Annotated in this window: 23 protein-coding genes; 5 read left to right on the forward strand and 18 right to left on the reverse strand. The window is 62.2% G+C overall.

The genetic code is table 11. From position 1 onward, the window contains the following. Window positions 1-127: 127 nt before the first annotated feature. Window positions 128-892 (reverse strand): class II glutamine amidotransferase, encoded by a 765-nt coding sequence (locus QQK16_RS18905; protein ID WP_284198043.1) that lies wholly within the window; start codon window positions 890-892, stop codon window positions 128-130. A gap of 116 nt (window positions 893-1,008) precedes the next feature. Here QQK16_RS18905 and fliD point away from each other — a divergent pair, with 116 nt between their 5' ends. Continuing rightward, window positions 1,009-2,409, forward strand: a complete 1,401-nt coding sequence (gene fliD / locus QQK16_RS18910; RefSeq protein ID WP_284198044.1) for a flagellar filament capping protein FliD — start codon at window positions 1,009-1,011, stop codon at window positions 2,407-2,409. An 85-nt stretch (window positions 2,410-2,494) separates the two neighbouring features. On the opposite strand, the gene QQK16_RS18915 is transcribed toward fliD, so the two are convergent. From QQK16_RS18915 to QQK16_RS18995, 16 genes are all read right to left on the reverse strand, one after another. After that, complete coding sequence (locus tag QQK16_RS18915; RefSeq protein WP_284198045.1) at window positions 2,495-4,492, reverse strand: acetyl/propionyl/methylcrotonyl-CoA carboxylase subunit alpha; 1,998 nt, start codon at window positions 4,490-4,492, stop codon at window positions 2,495-2,497. Window positions 4,493-4,573: 81 nt separating this feature from the next. Continuing rightward, a complete protein-coding gene (locus tag QQK16_RS18920) occupies window positions 4,574-5,362 on the reverse strand; it encodes an enoyl-CoA hydratase/isomerase family protein (RefSeq protein WP_284198046.1) in 789 nt (262 codons plus the stop codon). A gap of 11 nt (window positions 5,363-5,373) precedes the next feature. Then, window positions 5,374-5,847 carry a YaiI/YqxD family protein gene (locus QQK16_RS18925; protein ID WP_308447078.1) on the reverse strand — a complete coding sequence of 158 codons (474 nt, stop codon included), beginning with the start codon at window positions 5,845-5,847 and terminating at the stop codon, window positions 5,374-5,376. Then, window positions 5,844-6,605 (reverse strand): TylF/MycF/NovP-related O-methyltransferase, encoded by a 762-nt coding sequence (locus QQK16_RS18930; protein WP_284198047.1) that lies wholly within the window; start codon window positions 6,603-6,605, stop codon window positions 5,844-5,846. Before QQK16_RS18930 ends, QQK16_RS18925 begins: the two co-directional genes overlap by 4 nt. Before the next feature lie 57 nt (window positions 6,606-6,662). Beyond that, window positions 6,663-7,301, reverse strand: coding sequence for a matrixin family metalloprotease (locus tag QQK16_RS18935; protein ID WP_284198048.1), 639 nt, complete (start codon window positions 7,299-7,301; stop codon window positions 6,663-6,665). Between the two features lie 12 nt (window positions 7,302-7,313). Further along, window positions 7,314-8,921: a carboxyl transferase domain-containing protein gene (locus QQK16_RS18940; RefSeq protein WP_284198049.1), complete on the reverse strand. Its 1,608-nt coding sequence runs from the start codon at window positions 8,919-8,921 to the stop codon at window positions 7,314-7,316. A 91-nt stretch (window positions 8,922-9,012) separates the two neighbouring features. Then, window positions 9,013-9,360 (reverse strand): cupin domain-containing protein, encoded by a 348-nt coding sequence (locus tag QQK16_RS18945; RefSeq protein ID WP_284198050.1) that lies wholly within the window; start codon window positions 9,358-9,360, stop codon window positions 9,013-9,015. 19 nt (window positions 9,361-9,379) lie between these two features. Further along, window positions 9,380-10,120: a GNAT family N-acetyltransferase gene (locus QQK16_RS21245; protein ID WP_308447079.1), complete on the reverse strand. Its 741-nt coding sequence runs from the start codon at window positions 10,118-10,120 to the stop codon at window positions 9,380-9,382. Between the two features lie 5 nt (window positions 10,121-10,125). Next, complete coding sequence (locus QQK16_RS18960; protein ID WP_284198051.1) at window positions 10,126-10,635, reverse strand: GNAT family N-acetyltransferase; 510 nt, start codon at window positions 10,633-10,635, stop codon at window positions 10,126-10,128. Between the two features lie 49 nt (window positions 10,636-10,684). Further along, window positions 10,685-11,824 (reverse strand): acyl-CoA dehydrogenase family protein, encoded by a 1,140-nt coding sequence (locus QQK16_RS18965; RefSeq protein WP_284198052.1) that lies wholly within the window; start codon window positions 11,822-11,824, stop codon window positions 10,685-10,687. Window positions 11,825-11,873: 49 nt separating this feature from the next. Beyond that, window positions 11,874-12,473, reverse strand: a complete 600-nt coding sequence (locus QQK16_RS18970) for a glutathione S-transferase family protein (protein ID WP_284198053.1) — start codon at window positions 12,471-12,473, stop codon at window positions 11,874-11,876. A 1-nt stretch (window position 12,474) separates the two neighbouring features. Further along, entirely contained in the window at window positions 12,475-12,933 is a 459-nt protein-coding gene (locus QQK16_RS18975; RefSeq protein ID WP_284198054.1) for a MaoC family dehydratase, read from the reverse strand. Window positions 12,934-12,943: 10 nt separating this feature from the next. After that, window positions 12,944-13,708 carry a substrate-binding periplasmic protein gene (locus QQK16_RS18980; protein ID WP_284198055.1) on the reverse strand — a complete coding sequence of 255 codons (765 nt, stop codon included), beginning with the start codon at window positions 13,706-13,708 and terminating at the stop codon, window positions 12,944-12,946. Between the two features lie 57 nt (window positions 13,709-13,765). Further along, window positions 13,766-14,947 (reverse strand): acetyl-CoA C-acetyltransferase, encoded by a 1,182-nt coding sequence (locus QQK16_RS18985; protein WP_284198056.1) that lies wholly within the window; start codon window positions 14,945-14,947, stop codon window positions 13,766-13,768. 56 nt (window positions 14,948-15,003) lie between these two features. Continuing rightward, complete coding sequence (locus tag QQK16_RS18990) at window positions 15,004-16,167, reverse strand: isovaleryl-CoA dehydrogenase (protein WP_284198057.1); 1,164 nt, start codon at window positions 16,165-16,167, stop codon at window positions 15,004-15,006. 157 nt (window positions 16,168-16,324) lie between these two features. Beyond that, a complete protein-coding gene (locus tag QQK16_RS18995) occupies window positions 16,325-16,702 on the reverse strand; it encodes a MerR family transcriptional regulator (protein ID WP_284198058.1) in 378 nt (125 codons plus the stop codon). 90 nt (window positions 16,703-16,792) lie between these two features. Between QQK16_RS18995 and QQK16_RS19000 the strand changes: the two genes are divergently transcribed. Genes QQK16_RS19000 through QQK16_RS19015 form a run of 4 tightly spaced genes read left to right on the forward strand, consistent with a single transcriptional unit; the run spans window position 16,793 to window position 20,648 of the window. Beyond that, window positions 16,793-17,824: an MBL fold metallo-hydrolase gene (locus QQK16_RS19000; protein ID WP_284198059.1), complete on the forward strand. Its 1,032-nt coding sequence runs from the start codon at window positions 16,793-16,795 to the stop codon at window positions 17,822-17,824. Between the two features lie 56 nt (window positions 17,825-17,880). After that, the gene (locus QQK16_RS19005; RefSeq protein ID WP_284198060.1) at window positions 17,881-18,024 is read left to right on the forward strand and encodes a hypothetical protein; all 144 of its coding nucleotides are present in this window, start codon (window positions 17,881-17,883) and stop codon (window positions 18,022-18,024) included. Window positions 18,025-18,082: 58 nt separating this feature from the next. Beyond that, entirely contained in the window at window positions 18,083-18,883 is an 801-nt protein-coding gene (locus tag QQK16_RS19010; RefSeq protein ID WP_284198061.1) for a D-hexose-6-phosphate mutarotase, read from the forward strand. After that, complete coding sequence (locus QQK16_RS19015) at window positions 18,837-20,648, forward strand: ATP-binding protein (RefSeq protein WP_284198062.1); 1,812 nt, start codon at window positions 18,837-18,839, stop codon at window positions 20,646-20,648. The genes QQK16_RS19010 and QQK16_RS19015 overlap by 47 nt, the downstream gene beginning before the upstream one ends. A 69-nt stretch (window positions 20,649-20,717) precedes the next feature. Here the strand turns inward: QQK16_RS19015 and QQK16_RS19020 are convergent, their stop codons facing one another. Next, the gene (locus QQK16_RS19020) at window positions 20,718-22,334 is read right to left on the reverse strand and encodes a methyl-accepting chemotaxis protein (RefSeq protein ID WP_284198063.1); all 1,617 of its coding nucleotides are present in this window, start codon (window positions 22,332-22,334) and stop codon (window positions 20,718-20,720) included. Window positions 22,335-22,384: the final 50 nt, after the last annotated feature.

A 22,384-nucleotide genomic window follows, 5' to 3' on the forward strand; every position in this document is an offset into this window, starting at 1 on the left:
GACGACGAAAGCAGTCAGAATGGGTTTGGGTCTGATGATTCGATGCCAGGTGCGTTCAGGGCTGGCATCGTGTACTTACCCAGTATTCAGCCCGCCGTGAAAACGCGAAGCGTTCCTCACCGGTCTGCTAGCGGGTGGGTTGACCATCCACAAAGACAACCAATTCGCCCGTCTGCATTTTTGTCCATGCCTCGTTGTCGGTCAACGGCTGGGTGGCGATCAGGGCGACACGGTCATTGGGGGTGGTCAGGGCATCGAAATCGACGCTGATGTCCTGGTCTATCAGGTGGGCCTGGCCGAACGGCGCCTTGCGGACGATGTAGTGCAGATTGGTAGCGCAGTGGGCAGCCAGCCACTCGCCATTCGATAGCAGGAAATTGAGCGTGCCATGGCGGGATAGCTCGGCGGCCAGCTCACTGAGGGCGGTCTGCAAGGTGGCTGCGTCCGGTTTGGCCGGGAATCGGGCAGACAGCTGCTCCAGCAGCCAGCAGAAGGCATGTTCGCTATCGGTGTCGCCCACCGGCAGAAAGCGCTCGGCGCTGAGCGCGGGCAAGGTCTTGAGGTCGCCATTGTGGGCGAATAGCCAGTATTGCCCCCACAATTCACGCAGGAAGGGATGGGTATTGGCCAGCGATACCTTGCCCACGGTGGCCTTGCGGATATGCGATATCACGTTGGTGGACTTGATGGGGTAGCTGCGCACCAGCTCGGCAATGGGCGAGGCGGTGGAGGCCTGCCAGTCTATGAACAGGCGGCAGCCACGCCCCTCGAAGAAGCCTATGCCCCAGCCATCAGCATGGTGGTCGGTTTCACCGCCACGTCGGCGGAAACCCTCAAACGAAAAGCAGATATCGGTAGGCACATTGCAATTCATGCCCATCAGCTGGCACATCAGCTACTCCTTGGGTAATACTGCACCGCTTGGCAGAACGGTGCCTAAGCCTAGTAAAATCAAGCGTATAGTAAGAGGGCAGGTGCTGCTTCCATAGCGCCTGCGTGGAGGTTATCGTGAATCTCACCAACATCGCCAGCAACCTGAGCCGGGCTTACGGCCTAGTATCCAACGATCCACTGCGTCTGCAAAGCCTTGAGCGTGCAACGGGGTTGAACGCGGCTGCGGGCAATGGGGCTGGCAGTAGTGTGGGCGGCTTGCGTCTGCCCGGTTCCACTCAGGTCAAACTGTCGGACTACGGCCGACTGCAATCGGCACTGACCAACCTCAAGACTGCGGTAGGCGGGTTGGATAGCGATGATGAGGTTGCTGGCGTGAGTCTGCGCTCCGATAGCAGGCAAATCAGCGCCAACGTGGACAAGAAAGCGGGCCCTTTGCGTGCCGCTACCGTAGAGGTGACTCAGGTCGCTGAGTCGCAGCGCCTGCAAAGCCAAGCGTTTGATCCATCCACCTTGGTGGGTACGGGTACACTCGAAATTGATTTTGGCCGCTTCAACAGCAGCACCAATACCTTTACCCAAGGCGACCAGGCCACGGCGCAGGTCTCCATAGGCGTGCTCGACAGCTCGCTCAATGGTATTGCCAATGCCATCAATCGCGCGGGTGTGGGCATCAGCGCCAGGGTGGTGCAGGAAGACAATAGCGCCAAGTTGGAGTTGACTGGCCAGAATACGGGTACGGACCAGGCTTTCCGTATACGGGTACGCGACAATGATGCGAATGGCACGGATAGCACCCAAGGGCTGTCGCGGCTGGCGTTTGATCCGGTCGAGCAAGCCGGGGCGGGGCGTAATCTCACCCAGCTGCGTGCGGCGCAGGATGCGGAACTGAAGGTGGATGGACGGGCTGTCAGCAGTCCCAGCAATCAGGTCAGCCGGGCGCTGAGTGGGGCGACCTTGAATATAGAGGGCACGGGAACGGCGCGCATAAGCTTGAGCCGTGATGCCAGCGAAGCCAGCCGTAGTGCTGGCAAGCTGGTGGCCGCTCTGAATGGGTTTTATAGCCAGGCGGGCAATCTGCAGGCAGATGGTTTGACCCGCCGCGTCGCTAACGACTTGGAAACGGCGCTGGGGAGCGCCGAATCCGGTAGCGGCCTGAAGCGGCTGAATCTGTCGCAGCTAGGGGTTGAACGTACGGGTGAAGGGCGATTCAAGCTGGACGAGGAGAAGTTCAACCGCGCCTTTGAAGCCAACGCCGACGGTGTGACCAGCCTGCTGTCGCAAGTGGCCAGCGAGGTGAAGGGGGTGACCGAGAACAGCACGGTGACCAGCCAGTTGCGCCGCAGCACAGAAGGGCTACGCGCAGCGAATACGACAGATAGCAATCCTTTCGTCGCGCAAGCACGCCAGACCCAGCTGCAGAACCTGCTGGGCAATCAGGCGACCTTGCTCAACTATTCACCGACGACCCGTAATCTCTATGGCTTGGCGCAGTACCTGTCTGTCGCCAGCTTCTGATGCAAGCCGCCTGACATAAGGCGCCCATAAAGCCCTGCTCTGATCCACCAAAGCAGGGCTTTTGTCACAAGAGCCTGACAGGAGCCTAGTCGCTGGTAATTTCCAGCAATGCGGCACCTTCCTTGACCTGCTCTCCCTTCTGGAAGAACACCTCGGCTACTCTGCCGGCCTGGGGGGCCAGTATGGTGTGCTCCATCTTCATGGCTTCCAGTATGACCAAGGGTGTGCCTTTTTCCACCTGATCGCCAGCCTTGACGTGAACGGCCACCACCGTACCGGGCATGGGGGCGGTCAGGCCACCGCCGGCTTCGACGGCTTCCAGCCCGGCCAGAAGGGGATTGAACGGGGTCAGGGCAATATTATGGCCGTTGCGTACCAGGGTCAGCGTGTTGCCATCGCGTACCACGCTGGCGCTCAGGCGATAGCCATCCAGCGTGGCGTGAAGCTGGCCTTCGGTCAGTCTACCGTGCGCAGCAATCTGTGCCTCGCCAATCTCTAGCAGATAGCCGGTATCGCGGTAGTGCGCTATCACCGCATGTTCTGTTTCGCCGTGACGGAAATGCAGGGCGTGGCGGTTGTCCTGGTTCAGGCGCCAGCCGTCTACCTGCCACCAGGGCGAATCGGCATCCTTGGCACGCTGGCGGGCGGCCTCGCTTTTACCTTCCAGCAGTGCTAACTCTGCCAGGGCGGCCAGGGCCAGGGTCTCGTTGCTGACGGTGGCAGGCGGCGGAATCAGGGTGTCGCGGTAGCGGGCAATAAAGCCAGTATCGAGTTCGGCGGCACGGAAGGCTGGGTGACTGGCCAATTGGCCCAGGAAGTCGAGGTTGGTATCCAGCCCGACCACTTCATACTCGGCCAGTGCGCTGGACAGGCGATCCAGTGCGCGGTCGCGGTTCTCGTCCCAGACAATCAGCTTGGCAATCATGGGGTCGTACCAGGGCGAAATTTCATCGCCGCTGGTGACACCAGTATCGACCCGCACATGGGCCGATTCCTGTGGCTGGCGCATGTGGGCCAGGCGGCCTATCTGCGGCAGGAAATCCCTTGCGGGGTCCTCTGCATAGACGCGAGCCTCGAAGGCATGGCCCTGTATGCGCAGTTCATCCTGCCGGCGCGGCAGCGGCTCACCGCTGGCCACGCGCAATTGCCACTCCACCAGATCGAGGCCGGTGATCATTTCGGTCACCGGATGTTCGACCTGCAGCCGGGTGTTCATCTCCATGAAGTAGAAGGCGTCGGATAGCGTATCGAAGATGAATTCGACCGTGCCGGCACCGACATAGCCGACCGCCTTGGCCGCCCGTACGGCCGCCTCGCCGATCTGTGCCCGCAAGGCGGGGCTGAGGCCGGGTGCCGGCGCCTCTTCCAGTACCTTCTGGTGACGGCGCTGTACCGAGCAGTCACGCTCGAACAGGTAGACAGCCTCACCATAGGTGTCGCCAAACACCTGTATCTCGATGTGGCGGGGTTTGGTCAGGTATTTCTCCACCAGCACCATGTCGTCGCCAAAACTGGCGGCGGCTTCGCGTTTGGCCGAGGCGAGCTGGCCGGCGAAATCCTCGCTCTTCTCGACGATCTTCATGCCCTTGCCGCCCCCACCTGCCGAGGCCTTGATCAGTACCGGGTAGCCCATGCGATCCGCTTCGGCCTGCAGGAAGGCGGCATCCTGATTGTCACCGTGATAGCCGGGCACCAGGGGTACGTCGGCTTTCTCCATCAGCGTCTTGGCGGCAGACTTGGAGCCCATGGCGGCGATGGCGCTGGCGGGTGGGCCGATAAAGACCACACCGGCAGCAGCACAGGCTTCGGCAAACGTCTCGTTCTCGCTGAGGAAGCCATAACCGGGGTGGATGGCCTCGGCCCCGGTGCGCTGGGCGATTTCCAGGATCAGGTCTGCCTTGAGATAGGACTCGCGTGGCGCCGGCGGGCCCAGGCGGAATGCTTCATCGGCCAGCTTCACATGGCGGGCATCGGCGTCGGCATCGGAATAGACCGCGACAGTTTTGATACCCATCTGGCGGGCTGTCTTGATGACACGGCAGGCAATTTCGCCCCGGTTGGCGATCAGGATTTTCTTGAACATCGGTTTGGCTCGTTGTGAAGCACAGTGCTGCAAGGGAGGGAGGAGGTACCGGCGCCAGGCGCCGGTACGCCAGTCATGTCGTTATTGGGTGACCCAGTTGGGTGGGCGCTTTTCCAGGAAGGCGGAGAGCCCCTCCTGGCCTTCCGGGCTGACCCGCTGCCGGGCAATGCGCTGAGCACAATGCTCGTTCAGCTCGCTACAGATAGGGCGGCCAGCCACTTCGGCTACCAATTGCTTGGCGGCCTGCATGGAGGCCGGGCCGTTGTTAAGCAACTGCGCCGCCCAGCTGTGTGCCAGTGGGCCGACTTCGTCCTGCGGGGCGATTTCATGTACCAGGCCAATGCGCAGGGCGGTGTCAGGCGTGAAACGCTCGGCCGACAGGAAGTAGCGCCTTGCATGGCTGCTGCCTATCTTGCGAACCACATAGGGGGAGATGACGGCTGGGATCAGGCCGAGTTTGACCTCGGTCAGGGCCAGCATGGCCTCGGGTGCGGCAAATACCATGTCGCAGCAGGCAATCAGACCTACGCCACCGCCATAGGCAGGGCCTTGTACGGCGGCCACGGTCGGTTTGGGCAGTGTGTCCAGCACATGCATCAGCTGGGCCAGTTTGCGGGCATCGGCCAGGTTCTCGGCTTCACCGTAGCTGGCCATGCGCTTCATCCAGCCCAGATCGGCACCCGCCGAGAAACTCTTGCCGGTGGCGGCCAAGACCACGACACGTGCAGCCGGATTGTCCGCCAGCGCCTGCAGCGCCTCGGTCAGCTCCACAATCAGAACGTCGTCGAAGGCATTGTGGCGCTCCGGCCGGTTGAGGGTCAGGGTGGCCACGCCATTGCTGGCGATGTGCTTGGTCAGGGATGTGCTCATGATCTTGTCTCCTAGGCTTGATGTTTCTGCAAGAACCGGTCCAACTGATTGGCAAAAGCCTGCCGGTCCGATTGGCTGAAGGCGGCTGGCCCGCCGGTCTCTACGCCGCTATTGCGCAGCGCCTCCATGAAGTCCCGCATTCGCAGTCTTTCGGCCATGTTCTCGGGCGTGTAGATCTCGCCGCGCGGGTTGATGGCATGGCCGCCTTTTTCTATGACGGCCGCCGCCAGCGGAATATCCGCGGTGATGACCAGGTCACCGGTTTGGACCTGTAAAACGATCTCCCTATCCGCCACATCAAAGCCGGCGGGCACCTGCACGCTGCGTATCCAGGCAGAGGGCGGTATGCGTATCAACTGGTTGGCCACCAGCGTGGTGGGCACCTGCCAGCGCTCGGCGGCGCGGAACAGGATTTCCTTGATGACACTGGGGCAGGCATCGGCATCGACCCATATCCGCATGGTTTGTGGTGCCGCTGTACTCATGGCTTGATGACCAGACCCTGGCCGGTGGGCAACTCCAGTATCGGTACCTGGCGCTGGCCGAAGAAGGCCCGTTCTGCCTCCATCTGGTGTCTGCTGCTTAGCCAACCATAATCGTCCAGCAGGATGACGCCACGAGGGCTGATACGCTCGTACAACTGCTCCAGCACAGCGATCTCGGCCGGTGCCGAGTTGAGATCCAGGTGCAGGAAGGCGATCCGTTCGGGGCTGGCCTGCTGCAGTTGATCGGGCAATATCCCAGGCTCGATTCGCACATTGGGATAGCTGGCGAAGCGCTGCCTGACCTGCTGCAACAGACCGGCGTACTGTGGGTCCTGATACATGCCGTTCCAGAGCTGGCGTTCCTCTGCAGTCGAATACTGCTCGGGCAGGCCGGCAAAAGTGTCGTACAGCCAGAACTGCCTAGGCTGTTGCTGGAACTGCAGGTAATGGCAGATACAGGCCGAGGTGAAACCCTCGAACACCCCACATTCCACGAAATCGCCCTGCACATGCAGTGCCTGGCTGGCCGCCCAGGTGGCGGTATGAATGCGCCAGGCCAGGGATTGGTCACGGTCGTTGTTGGCGGATTCCCGCTCGAAGGCCGACTTGAAGGTAGGGTCTTCAAGGAAGGCGAGATTGCGGTCAAAGGTGATCAGCATGTCGGCCGCGTAGGTCCGGGCAAAGCCCTGGGCGACGAAATTCATCGCCGCCTGCAACTGAGCCGTGTCTATCTTGCTGCCGGGGCTAAGGTAAAACATGCACTCTCCCTGAGACGGCAACGGTACGCTGCCTGGTTGGGTATACCGTATCCATGTTCAATTTGACGCGGCCGCCACGGTGATGCCCTTGAGCCGTAGCCAGACGCGGCTGGTGCTGCAGAAAGCCAGCGGTGCGGCGTCCAGCTTGCTCATGCTGCCTTCCATGTCGGTCAATACACACAAGGCACTGCTGCAATGCGGCAGGCCCAGGTTATGGGCAATCTCGTGCACTGCTACCTTGCTCAGCCGCAGTTGCTGCTGCGCCGCACTGGCGCCCCGCCTGAGCCGGTAGGTGGAGGCGACCGCCACCTTGCGGTCCAGCGAGCCCAGGCCAAACACTCCCCAATCTGGTTTGCCATGCAGGGTGGTGGAAATATCGGCATCGGTCAGCGCCAGTATGATGGGGCCATCGCCCGCCCGTTGCTGTGCCAGATGGTCGAGCAGCCGATCTGCACGGTAGCGCTGGCGTGCCGGGTAGTAGGCTGCCTGGGGCAGGCCCTGTGTGGTGCCGACGGCCACCTCAAATCCATACACCTGGCTGATGGCCTGGCGCACGGATTCCACCTGCTGCGGCGCAATGCGGCCCATGGGCTGCAATAGGACAACCGGGCTGGATTCGGCCCAGGCCGCCAGCGTGCAGGCCAGCCACAGCAGTGGCTGCAGCAGGCGGGCGGCAGGTGTAAGGAGGCGGGACATGGACGGTAGACCTTACATCCGGAACACGCCGAACTTGGTGTCGGCTATGGGTTTGTTCAGGCTGGCGGAGATGGCCAGGCCCAGTACGCGGCGGCTGTCCTTGGGGTCGATGATGCCATCGTCCCACAGCCGGCTGGTAGCGTAGTAGGGGTGGCTTTGCGCTTCGAACTGGTCGCGCAGTGGCTTGCGTATGGCTTCCTTATCCTCGTCGGACAGCGTTTTGCCCTGCTTGGCCAGTGCTTCTTCGCGCACCTGGGCCAGTACGCCAGCGGCCTGCTCGCCCCCCATCACTGCGATGCGGGCATTGGGCCACATCCACATGAAATTGGGGTTGTAGGCCCGGCCACACATACCGTAGTTGCCGGCGCCGTAGCTGCCGCCGATCACCATGGTGAATTTGGGCACCTTGCTGGTTGCCACTGCGGTCACCATCTTGGCGCCGTGCTTGGCGATCCCCTCGGCTTCGTATTTCTTGCCCACCATGAAGCCGGTGATGTTCTGCAGGAACACCAGCGGAATACCGCGCTGGCTGCACAGCTCGATAAAGTGCGCGCCCTTCTGGGCCGACTCGCTGAACAGCACACCGTTGTTGGCGATGATGCCGACCGGATAGCCATAGATGTGAGCAAAGCCGGTGACCAGCGTGGTGCCGTAGGTTTCCTTGAACTCGTCAAAGGTCGAGCCATCGACAATGCGGGCGATCACCTGGCGGATATCGAAGGGCTTCTTCAGGTCGGCGCCGACTATGCCATAGAGTTCTTCTGCCGGGTAGAGCGGCGCCAGGACAGGCTTGGTGGCGACCGTCATGGGCTTGACCCAGTTGAGGTTGGCAACGATGCGACGCACCTGATCCAGCGCATGGGCGTCGTTGTGGGCATAGTAGTCGGCCACGCCGCTGATCTTTGCATGTACATCGGCACCACCCAGCTCCTCGGCCGTCACCACCTCGCCGGTTGCGGCGCGGACCAGCGGCGGGCCGGCCAGGAAGATGGTGGCCTGATTCTTGACCATCACGCTGTAGTCGCTCATGGCGGGCACATAGGCACCGCCTGCAGTACAGCTGCCCATCACGGCGGCAATCTGGGGTACACCCTGGGCGCTGAGATTGGCCTGGTTGTAGAAGATGCGACCGAAGTGATCACGATCGGGAAAGACTTCGTCCTGATTGGGCAGGTTGGCGCCACCGGAGTCGACCAGTGCGATGCAGGGCAGGCGGTTTTCCATGGCGATTTCCTGCGCGCGCAGGTGCTTCTTCACCGTAATCGGGTAGTAGGTGCCACCCTTTACCGTGGCATCGTTGGCGATGATCATGCACTCCACCCCGCTGACACGGCCTATGCCGGCAATCAGCCCGGCAGACGGCACCTGATCGTCGTACTGCCCGTAGGCTGCCAGCTGGCCGATTTCCAGGAAAGGCGAACCGACATCGAGCAATTGCGCCACGCGATCACGCGGCAGCAGCTTGCCCCGGGCGGTATGGCGGTTACGGGCTGTCTCGCCGCCACCTTGCTCGACACGGGCGGCCTGCAGGCGCAGGTCGTCCACCAGTACCTGCATGGCGGCCTGGTTGGTCTGGAACTGTTCTGCCTTGGGGTTGATGGTGTTGGGTAAGGTATTCATCTGGTCTCGGTCAGCGCCGGGGCGCGGGTCTTGGCATGGTCGTGCCTGCCGAAGGCAGGCGGTTGCGGTTAGGGAGAGATCGATAGGGGCTTTACACCGCGCCTCGTATGGCGACGGTGGGGGCCGATTCGGCTGGCGAAAACACCACCAGTACGTCGAGGGCGCTATGTACCGTGCTGAAGCGCGGGGCGATGCGGGCCGGGACATGGATGATGCTGCCGGCGACCACTTCCAGGCTGTCGCTGCCCACCTGCATGCTGGCGGACCCATTGATCACGTAATACAGCGATTCTTCCTGATGGGCGCCCTGGCTGTCGTGGGCGCCTGGCTGCAGGTGATAGACACCGGCACTCATGTCACGGCTACGCAGAAACTCGTGGTAGGCCTCGCCCAGGGTTTGCCTGTCCTGGCTGATGGCGTCGAGGTGAAAGGTCTGCATGGCGGCTCCTGTGGACTGTTCAGACGAACTTGGCCAGTACGGCCCAGTGATCGCTGCGTTCGATTTCGGCATAACCCAGCCGCTCATACAAGCGCCGGGCAGGGTTGTCGTGTAAGACCCGCAGCGAGACACGGGCATGGCCCTGGGCGCGAGCCAGCTGGGCGAACTGCAGCATGGCCTGGCTACCCAGTCCGCGATTGCGATGGCTTGCTTCGATCTGGAAATCCGAAATGTGCAGACTCTCGTCGCGCAGGCGCCAGCGCAGTATGCCTATGCGGTCGTGATCCAGGTACAGCAGGTGGTTCTGCAGCAAGGGCCAATCTTGCTCCAGCTGCTCGACTCCCCAATTGCCCAGTGCACGTTGGGGCAGGTTGAGGCGGGTCTGTTCCAGGATGTAAGGCTTGTCCGCCTCGCCCGCCGGCACGAAGCGCAGTTCAGGGCGTTGCTGACCGTAGGCGCGTTCGACGCGGGCAACGCGGGTCTCGAATGCGGCATACCACGACTTGCGTCCCTGCTCACGGGCCAGGCTATGTTCGCCATGCTGCTTCCAGTTGGCGATGGCGGCCTCGCTCTCCCAGTAGGAGACCGTGATACCCAGACCATCAGTACCGCGCACCGACTCCACCCCGAGAAAGCCCGGCTGCAGTTGCGCCAGTGCCACCATCCGCTCTGCGGTGTTGTCATAACCGGCCGTCACGGCGCTGCGTTGCGACGTAAAGATGACGGCATAGTAGGGTGGCTTGGGGGTAGCGGCGAACATGGTACTCATAGCAAGGCGGTATCGAACACCAGCAGGATTTCCTGGATATCGGGGTTGCTGGGCATCTGCCGCTTCTGTTCGGTCCGCATGAATCCCAGGGTTTCGTAAAAGCGCAGCGCTGTTTCGTTGGTTTCGACTACCCAGGCGTTGATGCGCTCCACCCCTTGCTCGGCCAGCCATCGATTGGCGGTATTGACCAGGCGCGCACCAGCGCCGCCGCGGCGAAAGGTGGGTTCAACCCACATATTGCAGATATAGGCATGATCGCGGCGACCGCCTTCGAGATAGGCGCCGGCCATGCCTACCGGCTTGCCGGCGCGGTACAGCACGAAGGTGGCCGATTCCGCGCTGGTGGCATATCGGCGTACATGGTCATCCCAATACTGCAGGGGGCGGGCGGCGATCTCTGCGTAGCGGCGGCCAAAGGCATCGGGCGCCTCGTTCAGGCCCGACAGGCGCAGGCCACGGAGTACCTCGCCCTGGTCGGGGCGTATGCGCTGTATTTGTTCCTGCATGTCTGTATCTCTATATCCTTGGGTCGTCGGGGCGTATTGCGGCGGCAGCCTACACTTCGTTGCCGATAGCGCGACCGATGACAAGTCGTTGAATGTCGCTGGTGCCTTCGTATATCTGACACACGCGTACATCTCGATAGATGCGCTCTACCGGGAAATCGTTCAAGTAACCATAGCCGCCATGGATCTGGATCGCATCGGAACAGACCCGCTCGGCCATTTCGCTGGCAAACAGCTTGGCCATACTGGCTTCCTTGAGGCAGGGCATGCCTGCATCCTTGAGGCTGGCGGCATGCCAGATCAGTTGCCGGGCGGCTTCCAGTCGGGTAGCCATATCGGCCAAGCGGAAATTGACGGCCTGGTGCTCGAAAATAGGCTGGCCAAAGGTGACGCGCTCCTTGCTGTAACGCAGGGCGCATTCATAGGCTGAGCGTGCCATGCCCAGGGCCTGGGCGGCGATACCGATACGGCCGGACTCCAGACTGGCCAGGGCTACCTTGTAGCCTTCGCCTTCGCGGCCCAGCAGGTTGGCAGCGGGCACACGGCAGTTTTCCAGCACGATGGCACAGGTATCAGAGGCTGCTTGCCCCAGCTTTTTCTCCACCCGCGAGATGGTATAGCCGGCCGTATCGGTGGGGATGACAAAGGCGCTTAGCCCCTTCTTGCCGGCTGCCGGGTCGGTGACTGCAATCACGATGGCCAGCTGGCTGTTCTTGCCATTGGTAATGAACTGCTTGGCGCCGTTGATCACGTAGTGGTCGCCGTCCTTGACTGCGCGGGTCTTGATCGCTGCCGCCTCGGAACCGACCTGTGGCTCGGTCAGGCAGAAGCTGGCTAGCCAGGAGCCGGATGCCAGCTTTCTGAGGTACTGCTCTTTCTGGGCATCGCTGCCAAAAGCCATGATGGGACCACAGCCAACCGAATTGTGTACCGATACGATGGTGGAAAAGGCGCCATCGCCAGCGGCCAGTTCTTCTATGACCAGGGCCGAGGAAAGGTAGTCGAGGCCGGCACCGTTCCACTCGGTCGGCACGGTCAGGCCCAAGAGGCCCAGGTCGGCCGCCACGGCCAGCTCGTCATAGGGGAAGGCCAGTGTCTCATCACGCAAGCCGGCCGTGGGCCACAGCTTTTCACGGGCAAAGTCGCGCACTGCGTCGCGTATCATCTGTTGTTCTTCGTTCAATATCATTGTGTCTCTTCCTGCTGCTTCCTGTGAGGGGGACGCCTGTACCGGCGTTTCAGGGGAGTTGGGTGGCGGCGCGATAGGCCGGGCGGTCAAGGCAGCGGTTCAGCCAGGCCGCCATGGTCGGGTAGGCTGTCAGGTCAAACCGGCGCAGGCCGTTGATGCAGCCCGCGACGTTGAGATCGGCCACGCTGAAATCGTGCCCCAGCAGCCAGGGTTGGCCCTGTAGCGCCTGCTCCAGTCTGGCCAGCGGGCGTTGCAGGGCTTCTGTGGCTGCTGCGGCCTTGGCCGGGTCGCGCGCTTCTGGTGCCAGCCACAGTGTGTGGGCGGCCCACTGGATGTAGCTTGTCTCCATGCTGGCAACAGCCCAGAGCGACCACTGCCAGCACAGTGCCTGATCCTGTTCGGCTGCAGGCCACAGGCGGCCATACCGGCGTGCCAGGTGGAGGTTAATGGCCAGCGATTCGGCCAGTACGAAACCATCATCCACCAGCGTCGGTATGGTGCCAGTCGGGTTGATGGCCAGGTAGTCGGCATTCTGGCCGCATTCCTGCCACTGCAGCGGGATATGCTCGAACGGCAGGTCCAGTTCCTTCAGCATCCACAACACGCGCAGGCTGCGTGAGTAGCTGCTGCCATACAGCGTCAGTGCCATGTCACTTCCCCTCCGGATCGCGTACTGCGACCCAGATGGCGTTTTCCAGGCTCATCACCAGCTCGCCGTGCTGGTTGAAGGTGCGCCAGGCCAGTTGCACCACGCCGAAGGCGGGGCGAGAACGTGAATGCTTGCGGCCCATGACATCGAATTCGGCTGTCAGGGTATCGCCCGGTTTGACCGGTTGGTGCCACATCAATTTGTCTATCTGCAGGCCTACCAGACCATTGGCAATGCTGTTGAGCTCGCTGGCTGCCAGCATGCGCATGCTGTAGGCCGCTGTCTGCCAACCGCTGGCCACCAGACTGCCGAAAACACTGGCGGCGCCGGCCGCTTCGTCCAGGTGGAATGGCTGGGGATCGTATTTGCTGGCAAAGTCGTGCACCTCGGCTGGTTCCACCTGTAGGGGGCCTGCCTTGAATACACGTCCTGGCTTGAGGTCTTCGAAGTAAAGCGTCATGGGTTCTTGCCTAGCGGGCAGGTTGTGCTACCCGGTATTGGTTGAGCAGCTTGTCAAACGCGCCTTGGGCCTTGAGCTGCTGTACAGCCTGCATGACCCGTTCCACCTTGATGGGGCTGGCCTTGGGCACGGCGCAATGGGTGGGCGTGCTGCTGACCACATAGTTGGACATGCCGAAAGGCCGGCCACTGGCTGGGGGGTTGCGTAGATAGTGCGCAATCTGCAAATCGGCACTGATCAGGCCATCCACGGCATCGCGCTCCAGCAGCTTGAAGTTGGATTCATGATCCTTCTCGTACACCGGTTTGATATCGCCGGTCAGTATCAAGGGATCGATGGCAGGGTAGTGAAAGCCATGTATCAACCCAATACGCATGCCCTTGAGGTCGTTGACGTTGTTGGTCCGGGTGGCGCGCGTCTTGTCCATCATCACCCTCTCCACCTGTGGCACGATCTCTTCGGTCCAGTGCAGCTTGTCTGCCAGCGAGGTCCAGGCGGGGTTGGCGAAGCACAGCAAGTCCACTTCACCACGGGTCAGCGCCAGATCGATACGTTTACGCGACAGCACCACGTAGCTGGCTTTGACTCCCATCTGACGGGCGATCAGCTCACTCATATCCTTGATCAGGCCGCCTGTGGGCTTGTAGCTGCCCGGGGCAAACTCGACCAGTGGTGGAGAGTCGCACTCGCACAGGACGGTGCGCAGCTCCGCCCTGGCAGGCAAAGCTGCCAGGGTGACAAGCAAGGTAAGGCCTATGAGCAGGGCAGGGCGCATGGGTAGACTCCCGTAGATGGTCATTCCACTTTAGCCCTTGCCGCCGGGTCTGCTAACTCAGTACAGCTCAACGGCAAGGGCAGTGGCTTCGCCGCCACCTATGCACAGGCTGGCAATCCCACGGGTCTTGCCCTGCTGTTTGAGTGCGTACAGAAGGGTGGTGACGATGCGGGCACCCGATGCACCGATGGGATGGCCCAGTGCGCAGGCGCCGCCATGGATATTGACCTTGTCATGCGGCAGGCTCAGCTCGGCCATGGCTGCCATGGTGACCACGGCAAAGGCTTCGTTGATTTCGTACAGGTCGACGGAGTCGGCACTCCAGCCGGTCTTTTCGAACAGCTTCTTGATGGCGCCGACCGGTGCCGTGGTGAACCAGCCAGGTTCCTGCGCATGGCTGGCATGGCCGACTATGCGGGCCAGCGGCTTCAGGCCCCGGGCCTTGGCATCCGACTCGCGCATCAGCACCAGGGCGGCGGCGCCGTCCGAGATGGAGCTGGAGTTGGCCGCAGTGACGGTGCCGTCCTTCTTGAAGGCGGGCTTGAGGCCGGGGATCTTCTCCGGCATGGCCTTGCCAGGCTGCTCGTCGGTATCGATCAACACATCACCCTTGCGGCCAGCCACGGTCACCGGGCTGATCTCATCGCGGAAATGACCGGCTGCGATGGCGGCGTTGGCGCGGCTCAGCGATGCCAGGGCAAAGGCATCCTGTGCTTCGCGGCTGAAGCTGTACTTGCTGGCGCACTCCTCGGCAAATGTGCCCATCAGGCGGCCCTTGTCGTAGGCGTCTTCCAGGCCATCGAGGAACATATGATCCTTCAGTTCGCCATGGCCCAGGCGGTAGCCGCCGCGTGCCTTGGCCAGCAGATAGGGGGCATTGCTCATGCTTTCCATGCCGCCTGCCACCATCACGCTGTTATTGCCGGCACGCAGCATGTCGTGGGCCAGCATGATGGCCTTCATGCCGCTGCCACACATCTTGTTGATGGTGGTGGCATTGACCGACAGCGGCAGGCCGGCACCCAGCGTAGCCTGGCGTGCGGGCGCCTGGCCCTGGCCGGCGGGCAGCACGTTGCCCATGATGATTTCTTCGACGTCGTTTGCGGCAAGGCCGGCGCGCTCGACGGCGGCCTTGATGGCGACGGCGCCCAGCTGGCTGGCGGTGAGGCTGGCGAAGTCACCCATCAGCCCGGCCATGGGGGTGCGGGCAGCGGAGACAATGACGATGGATTCGGACATGGTAGAGCTCCTTGAGCACAAAAGCCGGCCTGAGGGCCGGCTCGTGAGAGTGGATATCAGCGGGTTTCGTTGAACAGTTCGCGGCCTATCAGCATGCGGCGGATCTCGCTGGTGCCGGCGCCGATCTCGTACAGCTTGGCGTCTCGCCACAAACGGGCGACCGGGTACTCATTGATATAGCCGTTGCCACCCAGGGTCTGGATCGCTTCGCCGGCCATCCAGGTGGCCTTTTCGGCAGCATACAGTATCGCGCCGGCGGCATCCTTGCGGGTGGTCTCGCCACGATCCAGAGCGCGGCCCACGGTATAGACATAGGCGCGGCAGGCGCTCCAGGTTGCATACATGTCGGCAAGCTTGCCCTGCATCAGCTCGAACTCGCCGATGGCCTGGCCAAACTGCTTGCGCTCGTGCACATAGGGCACCACGGCATCCATGGCGGCCGCCATGATGCCCAGCGGGCCGCCGGACAGCACGGCGCGTTCGTAATCCAGGCCGCTCATCAATACATTGACGCCCTTGCCGACCGTACCCAGCACGTTTTCCTCAGGGACTTCCACATCGTCAAAAAACAGTGGGTAGGTATTGGAGCCACGCATGCCCAGCTTGTCCAGCTTGCTGCCGTGGCTGAAGCCCTTCATGCCCTTTTCGATCAGGAAGGCCGTCATGCCTTTGGGGCCGGCATTCACGTCGGTCTTGGCATAGACCACCAGTACGTCGGCATCGCCGCCGTTGGTGATCCACATCTTGGAACCATTGAGTACGTAGCGGTCGCCCTGCTTGTCGGCACGCAGCTTCATGCTCACCACATCGGAGCCGGCATTGGGTTCGGACATGGCCAACGCACCGACGAATTCGCCAGAGACCAGCTTGGGCAGGTACTTCTGCTTCTGGGTTGCGTTGCCGTTCTTGCGGATCTGGTTGACGCACAGATTGGAGTGCGCGCCGTAGGACAGGCCAACCGAAGCCGAGCCTCGGGAGATTTCCTCCATGGCGACGATATGCGCCAGATAGCCCATATTGCTGCCGCCGTATTCTTCCTCGACGGTGAGACCCAGCAGTCCCATATCGCCAAACTTGCGCCACATGTCTGCGGGGAACAGGTTCTCTTCATCTATTTTGGCGGCGTTCGGTGCCAGCTCGGCGGCGACAAAGCTCTGCACGGCTTCGCGCAGCATGTCGATGTCTTCGCCTAGGCCGAAATTGAGGGCGGGGATGTGCATGGTGTCGTCTCCAGGGCAGCGCGGTGCGCCACGGTATTGATAGCGGATTTTACCGCCGGGCATGGCTGCGAAAGACAGCCGGGCGCCATGCCGAGCATTTGCTCGATACTGTATTTTACGTTGACGTTAACGTCAATCCAAAGCCTGCAAAAACCGGCTATTCGCGCAGCAAGGCCTCTGCTTCGTGTTCCAGCTTGTCCATTTCCAGCAGGATGGCATCGATATCAGCACGCTGCTGCACCAGGGCCTCGCGCTTGGGACGCAGGAATTCCAGCAATTTGACCAGCTGCGGCCGCTCGTCCCGGGCTGCATCGTAGAGCGAGAACAGCTCAAAGGTCTCTTGTAGCGAAAAGCCCAGTCGTTTGCCGCGCAGGATAAGCTTGAGGCGCGTGCGGTCTGCCCGGGTAAATACCCGGTTGCGACCCTGCCGCCCAGGCGCCAGCAGGCCTTCGTGCTCGTAATGTCGAATGGCGCGGGGGGTGAGGTCAAACTCACGGGCCAGTTCGGTAATGGTGTAGATGCGATCGTCGGACATGATGGCCTGTATTTATATCTGCCTGGCGAAGATATCAGAGGGTAGCGCGGCTGTCATAATTGCGCTTCGCCCTTGATCGTCAGCCCGCACATGCCCCACCGTCTTCGCTACCCCCTACACGATACCCTGCCGATGCCGGGACAGACCTTGCAGGTGGCGGCAGGCGTGCATTGGCTGAAGATGCCATTGCCGTTTGCGCTCAACCACATCAACCTGTGGCTGCTGGAAGAGCAGGCCGGTTGGTGTGCCGTCGATGCGGGCTACGACAGCGCTGAGACGCGGGCGCTGTGGGAGCAGCATTTCAGCGGCAGCATGGGCGGCAGGCCCTTGATCCGGGTGGTGGCCACCCATTACCACCCCGATCACATCGGCCTGGCGGACTGGTTGGCGATACGCTTCGATGCCGCTTTTCATGCCAGCCTAGGTGAGATCGCCCTGGCCAAGGCGGTGTGGCATGACTTGCCTGGGCATGATGTGGCGGCGCTGAACCGGCATTTCGCCCAGCACGGGCTGCCCGAGGCCAAGCAGGCCCAGTATGCCGAGCGGGGCAATACCTACCACTGGGGCGTGAAGAGCCTGCCGGTGACGTTCAACCGTATCCTGGCTGGCGATGTACTCCGGTTGGGTGAGTCGGACTGGCTGGCCATACCGGGCTACGGTCATTCGCCCGAGCACATGGCTTTGTACTGCGCAGATAAGGGCGTGCTGATTGCCGGCGATATGCTGTTGCCCAAGATATCGACCAATGTGGGCGTGTGGGGTGGTGAGCCTGATGGTGATCCGCTCAGGCAGTTCCTGGCTTCGCTGGATCGCTTCCTGCATTTGCCCGAGGACACCCTGGTGTTGCCGTCGCATGGTCGTCCGTTTGTGGGCATACAACCCAGGGTGGCAGCGCTCAAGGCCCACCACGACGAGCGCCTGGCTGCCATGCTGGCGGCCATGGATGGCCCCATGACAGCCTATGAGCTGCTGCCGGCCTTGTTCGGCCGCATGTTCGATCTGTACCAGACCATGTTTGCCCTGGCGGAATGCATCGCCCACCTCAATTACCTCTGGCATGGCGGCAAGCTGGTACGGCGGCGCGATGCCGACGGCTGCCATCGCTTCAGCATTGCGCCATGAGCCCCTGTATCTGAAGCTGGTGATCAGTTGCTGCATGGGAATGGTTGAGCGGTGGCGTGCTGTTAGGGCTGACTGCGGTGTGGCGTGGTGAACTCAACTCGCCGCTGGTACTGAGCCTGTCGCCTCGGGGTGGCATACTGTATCTGGGTGTGCTGGCCTCGCTGGGCGAGGAGTGGCTGACCAATGGCCAGCGCCGCTAGCTGGGTTGGGTTAGCAGCACCGAATGACCATGCAGTGACGCTAACTTGTGGAGCACGGATGGACGATTGCATCGAACTGATATCAGCCCATGGCCGTGCGCGTGTCAGCCGGCAAGGGGCGCAGGTATTGGAGGCGGAAATCGGCGGCCAGCCGCTGTTGTGGCTTTCGCCGTTGGCCAGTACCGAGGCGGGCAAACCGGTACGCGGTGGCGTGCCGGTGTGCTTCCCCTGGTTCGGCAAGCACCCCGATGGCTTGCCTGCACATGGGTTTGCCCGGAATCAGGCCTGGGTGGTACAGACGCAGCAGGCAGACCGGGTAGTGCTGGCCTTGCAGGACAGCCCAGAGGGACGTGCGCTATGGCCGCATGCCTTTCGCCTGGAGCTGGCCATCAGCCTGGATGAGCGGCTGCAGTTTGAACTGAGCGTGGAGAACCTGGATACGCAACCGTTCTCGTTCAGCTATGCCTTGCACAGTTATTTTGCGGTGACGGACAGCCGGCATTGCACGGTGGAGGGCCTGAGTGGTCGGCTACGGCGCGAGGTGGGACATGTCACGACGCCTCACCATGGCGCGGTGCTGCTGGCTCAGCCTATCGATGCCGTGTTCGAGACGGCACCAGGTAACTTGCAGTTGCTGGATGGGCAGCGCGAGATTGTGGTGGGGGGCGAAGGCATGCGTAGCGCCGTGGTATGGAACCCCGGCATGCACGCCGAAGGGATACCCGATATCGGGCCGCACTGGACCGAGTATGTCTGCCTGGAGCGGGGCAATATCGGGGTGGCTGCGGTGACGCTGGCACCGGCAGGCCGCCATGTGGCCAGCATGTGGCTGGAGAGCCGGCTGCGCCAGCCCGGTTGAAGCGCCGCACACCACTTGTCGTGCCCGGCAGCTGCTGACGGTCTGGGCTAGACTAGACTGGATCATCTACCGCTGCCATCCCACCATGGTCATTCCCGATTTCAGCCGCCTGGACATACGCTCTGCCGAGGAACTCGACGATCCCGGCAGCATAGCCATTGCCTTGCTGGATGCCGCCAAGTCCGCCAAGCTGGGGGTGTTTGTCTGGGAGGTGGCGGCCAATCGGCTGCTGTGGAACGACGCCATGTATGAAGTCTATGGGCTGTCGCACCGGGTGGCGCTGGACGGCACCAGTTGGCTGGCCTTGCTGCACCCCGACGATCTGCTGCGCGTACGGGACGACGTGATCGCTGCGCTACGTGGGGAGCGGCCCTACGACACGGTGTTTCGGGTCAAGTCTTCAGCCGGCTGGAACTACGTGCGCGGCACCGCCTGGATAGAGCGGGATGCCGCTGGGGTGCCGCTGCGCATGGCCGGCATCAACCAGGACATCAGCCACAGCCAACGTTTTGACGCACTGGTCGAGCAGGTGCAAGTAGATACCGACAGCCAGGTCGGGCGGGCCTTTCTCGGCGCGTTGGCAGATGCGTTGTGCCGGGCACTGGGTGTGGGCTATGTCTTGATCTCGGAAGTTTACCCCGCCCATCTGCCTACCCATATGCGCACCCTGGCGTTTAGCCAGGATGGGCGCGCCGCGCCGCCGCGTGATTTTGCCTTGCTCAATACGCCCTGTCAGCAGGCCTATAGCACGGCAGGCTGGCTGCAATTGAATGATGCACAGGTACGCTTTCCCCATGCACCGGTCTTGCGCGAACTCAATGTAAACAGCTACCTGGCCATGCCGCTGATGGGGGCAGACGGCAACCCCCTGGGCCTGATGGTGGTGATGGATAGCCTGCCAGTGGCCGATGCGGAGCTGGCGCGCAAGCTGATGGCGCTATTCGCTGGCCGCACCGCAGCCGAACTGGAGCGGCTGCGCCGAGAGGCCGAGGTAAGGCGGCTCAATGCCGAACTGGAGGCCAGGGTCACCGCCCGCACCGAGCATGTGAAACGCACCATGCGTGAGCTGGAGGCGTTTACCTATGCCGTATCGCACGATCTGAATGCCCCCTTGCGGGCAGTGCATGGCTTTGGTTCTATCCTGCGGGAGGATTATGCCGACCGGCTGGATATGGCTGGCCGGGATTACCTGGAACGGACACTGAATGCGGCGGAGCGTATGGGACGTTTGCTGGATGATCTGGTCAGCCTGTCAAAGATATCGTTGCGGCCGCTGAATGTCGGCAAGGTGCATCTGACCCAACTGGCGCTGGAGATCGTGGCAGACCTGCAGAACCAGCAGCCCCGGCCCGGCATGTCAGTAGTGATTGCGCCGCACCTGGTGGTACATGCCGACCCCGGCTTGATGCGCATCTTGCTCGATTGCCTGCTGCGCAATGCCTGGCGGTTTACCGAGCATATGCCCGATGCCAGGGTGGAATTGTTTGAGCGGCACCAGGGCGGCCGGCGTGAGTTCGTGGTGCTGGACAATGGTGTGGGCTTTGATGCGCCAACTGCGGAAAAACTGTTCGCCCCTTTCCAGACCTTTCAGGGCGAAGGGGGTTTTGCTGGCGGCGGTACCGGGCTGGCCATCGCCCAGCGGGTAATCCATCGCCATCATGGCGGCATTCAGTCCGAGAGCCGACCAGGGCAGGGGGCCGCTTTTACCTTTTGGCTGCCACCGGCCGGAGAGCTGATGGCCTTGCTCGAGACAGACGAAACCTGAGCGGCCTCTGAGCGGCCTGGGAAAAGGCAGTGGCATTCATTGTGGCTGTCGTGTGTCCTGCACACTAAGCTAGAGGCTGAAGCGCTTCACCGCCTGCTCCAGCTCCCCCGCCAGCCGTTCCAGCTCGCCTACCGTCGTACTGCTGCGAGCTATGCTGGCACTATTGGTCTCGGTCATCTGCGCGATCTGTTCCAGATGCTGGGCGATGGACTGGCTGGCGCTGGTCTGCTCGCGGTAGACGCCGGACAGCTCGTCTAGCTCGCGACTGGTGGTGCCGGAGCCGGCCTTGAGTTCAGCCAGGGCAGGCAGCAGGGCGCGCACGGTATCGGCACCATTGGCCACCTGGCGACTGCTTTGGCGCATGGTGCTGGCAGCTTGGCCGGTCTCGCGCTGGACCGAGTCCAGCGCAGCCATGATGTCGGTGGTGGCGGAGGAAGTCTTCTCGGCCAGCTTGCGCACCTCGTCGGCCACGACAGCAAAGCCACGGCCCTGTTCGCCGGCACGAGCGGCTTCGATGGCGGCATTGAGCGCCAGCAGATTGGTCTGGTCGGCAATCTCGCGGATGGTGGCGGCGATACCGCCTATGCTCTGGGCGTGGCTCTCCAGTCGGTCTATGGTGGCCTGGGTCTCGTTCACTGCCTCGGCGGCTCGACCTATTTCGGCACTGGCGGCATCCGCCTGGCTGGAGCCTGCCTCGGCCAGTTGCCAGCCGCGTTCGGCCTGGCTACGTACCTCGCCGCTACGCTGCGATACATGGTCAAAGCTGACGGTCATCTGCTCCACGGCGGCGGCAATGGAGGCCGTGGCCTCGCTTTGGCGAGACGAGCCGTCGGCAATCTCGGCATAGGCACTACGCAGGGAATGGGCTGCACCGTCGAGTTGCCGGCTGGATTCGCCTATGGCCGACATCATGTCGCGCAACTGCACCCGCATGGTTTCCAGCGCCTTGCCCAGTCGGCCCATTTCGCCTTTGTCCTGCAACTGTACCGTCTTGCCCAGCTCGCCTGCGGCAATGCGGCCGGCCAGGCGGATGGCCGCGTCCAGCGGCCCCAGCACCGAGCGGACTATGGCGATGGAAAATAGGATGGCAATGATGATGCCGCCGATCACGGCTGCAATAAGCACGCCCCGCAGCTTGTTGCCGGCGGCCTTTGCCGCTTCGTAGGAGGCCTTGGAGGCTTCCCGCTGCATGGCAATCAATTCGCCCAGCGACTTGGTGGTGGCTTCGAACGGCGTGCGTACGTTCTCACGGTAGAACTGGCCTGCGGCCATCATGTCGCCCTGCATTACTACGGCATGCAGCCCCTTGCGGCTCTTGTCGTAGGCCTGGTAGGCATCGACAAAGCCAGCGTAGGCGGCAGCCTCAGTGCCGTTGCGGGTGGACGGCGCTGCCATCGCAGCCTTCAGGGGCGCTTCCAGTTTGTCGATGGCATCAAAATGCTGCTTAGCGACATCGGGGAATGGCGCATCCAGCGCCAGCAACAGGTAGGCACGCCCCTGGTGCAGGCGCTCCAGTTTGTCGGCCAGGTCGACCACCGGCACCGTGCGTTGCTCGTAGATGCCGGCCAGCTCCTGGTTGCCGCTATGTATGCCCCACATGCCCAAACCGCTGACACCAGCCAGCAAGACCAGCAGGAAGGTGCAAAGCAAGGCAAGCCGGGTACGAATGGAAAGGGCTGCGAACATGGTGTGGTCTTCATGGCGGGTTGACAGCCTGATTCAAGCACAGATGTCAG

Origin of the sequence: Chitinimonas prasina (genome assembly GCF_030160395.1) — a bacterium.
GTDB classification, from domain to species: Bacteria; Pseudomonadota; Gammaproteobacteria; order Burkholderiales; family Chitinimonadaceae; genus Chitinimonas; species Chitinimonas prasina.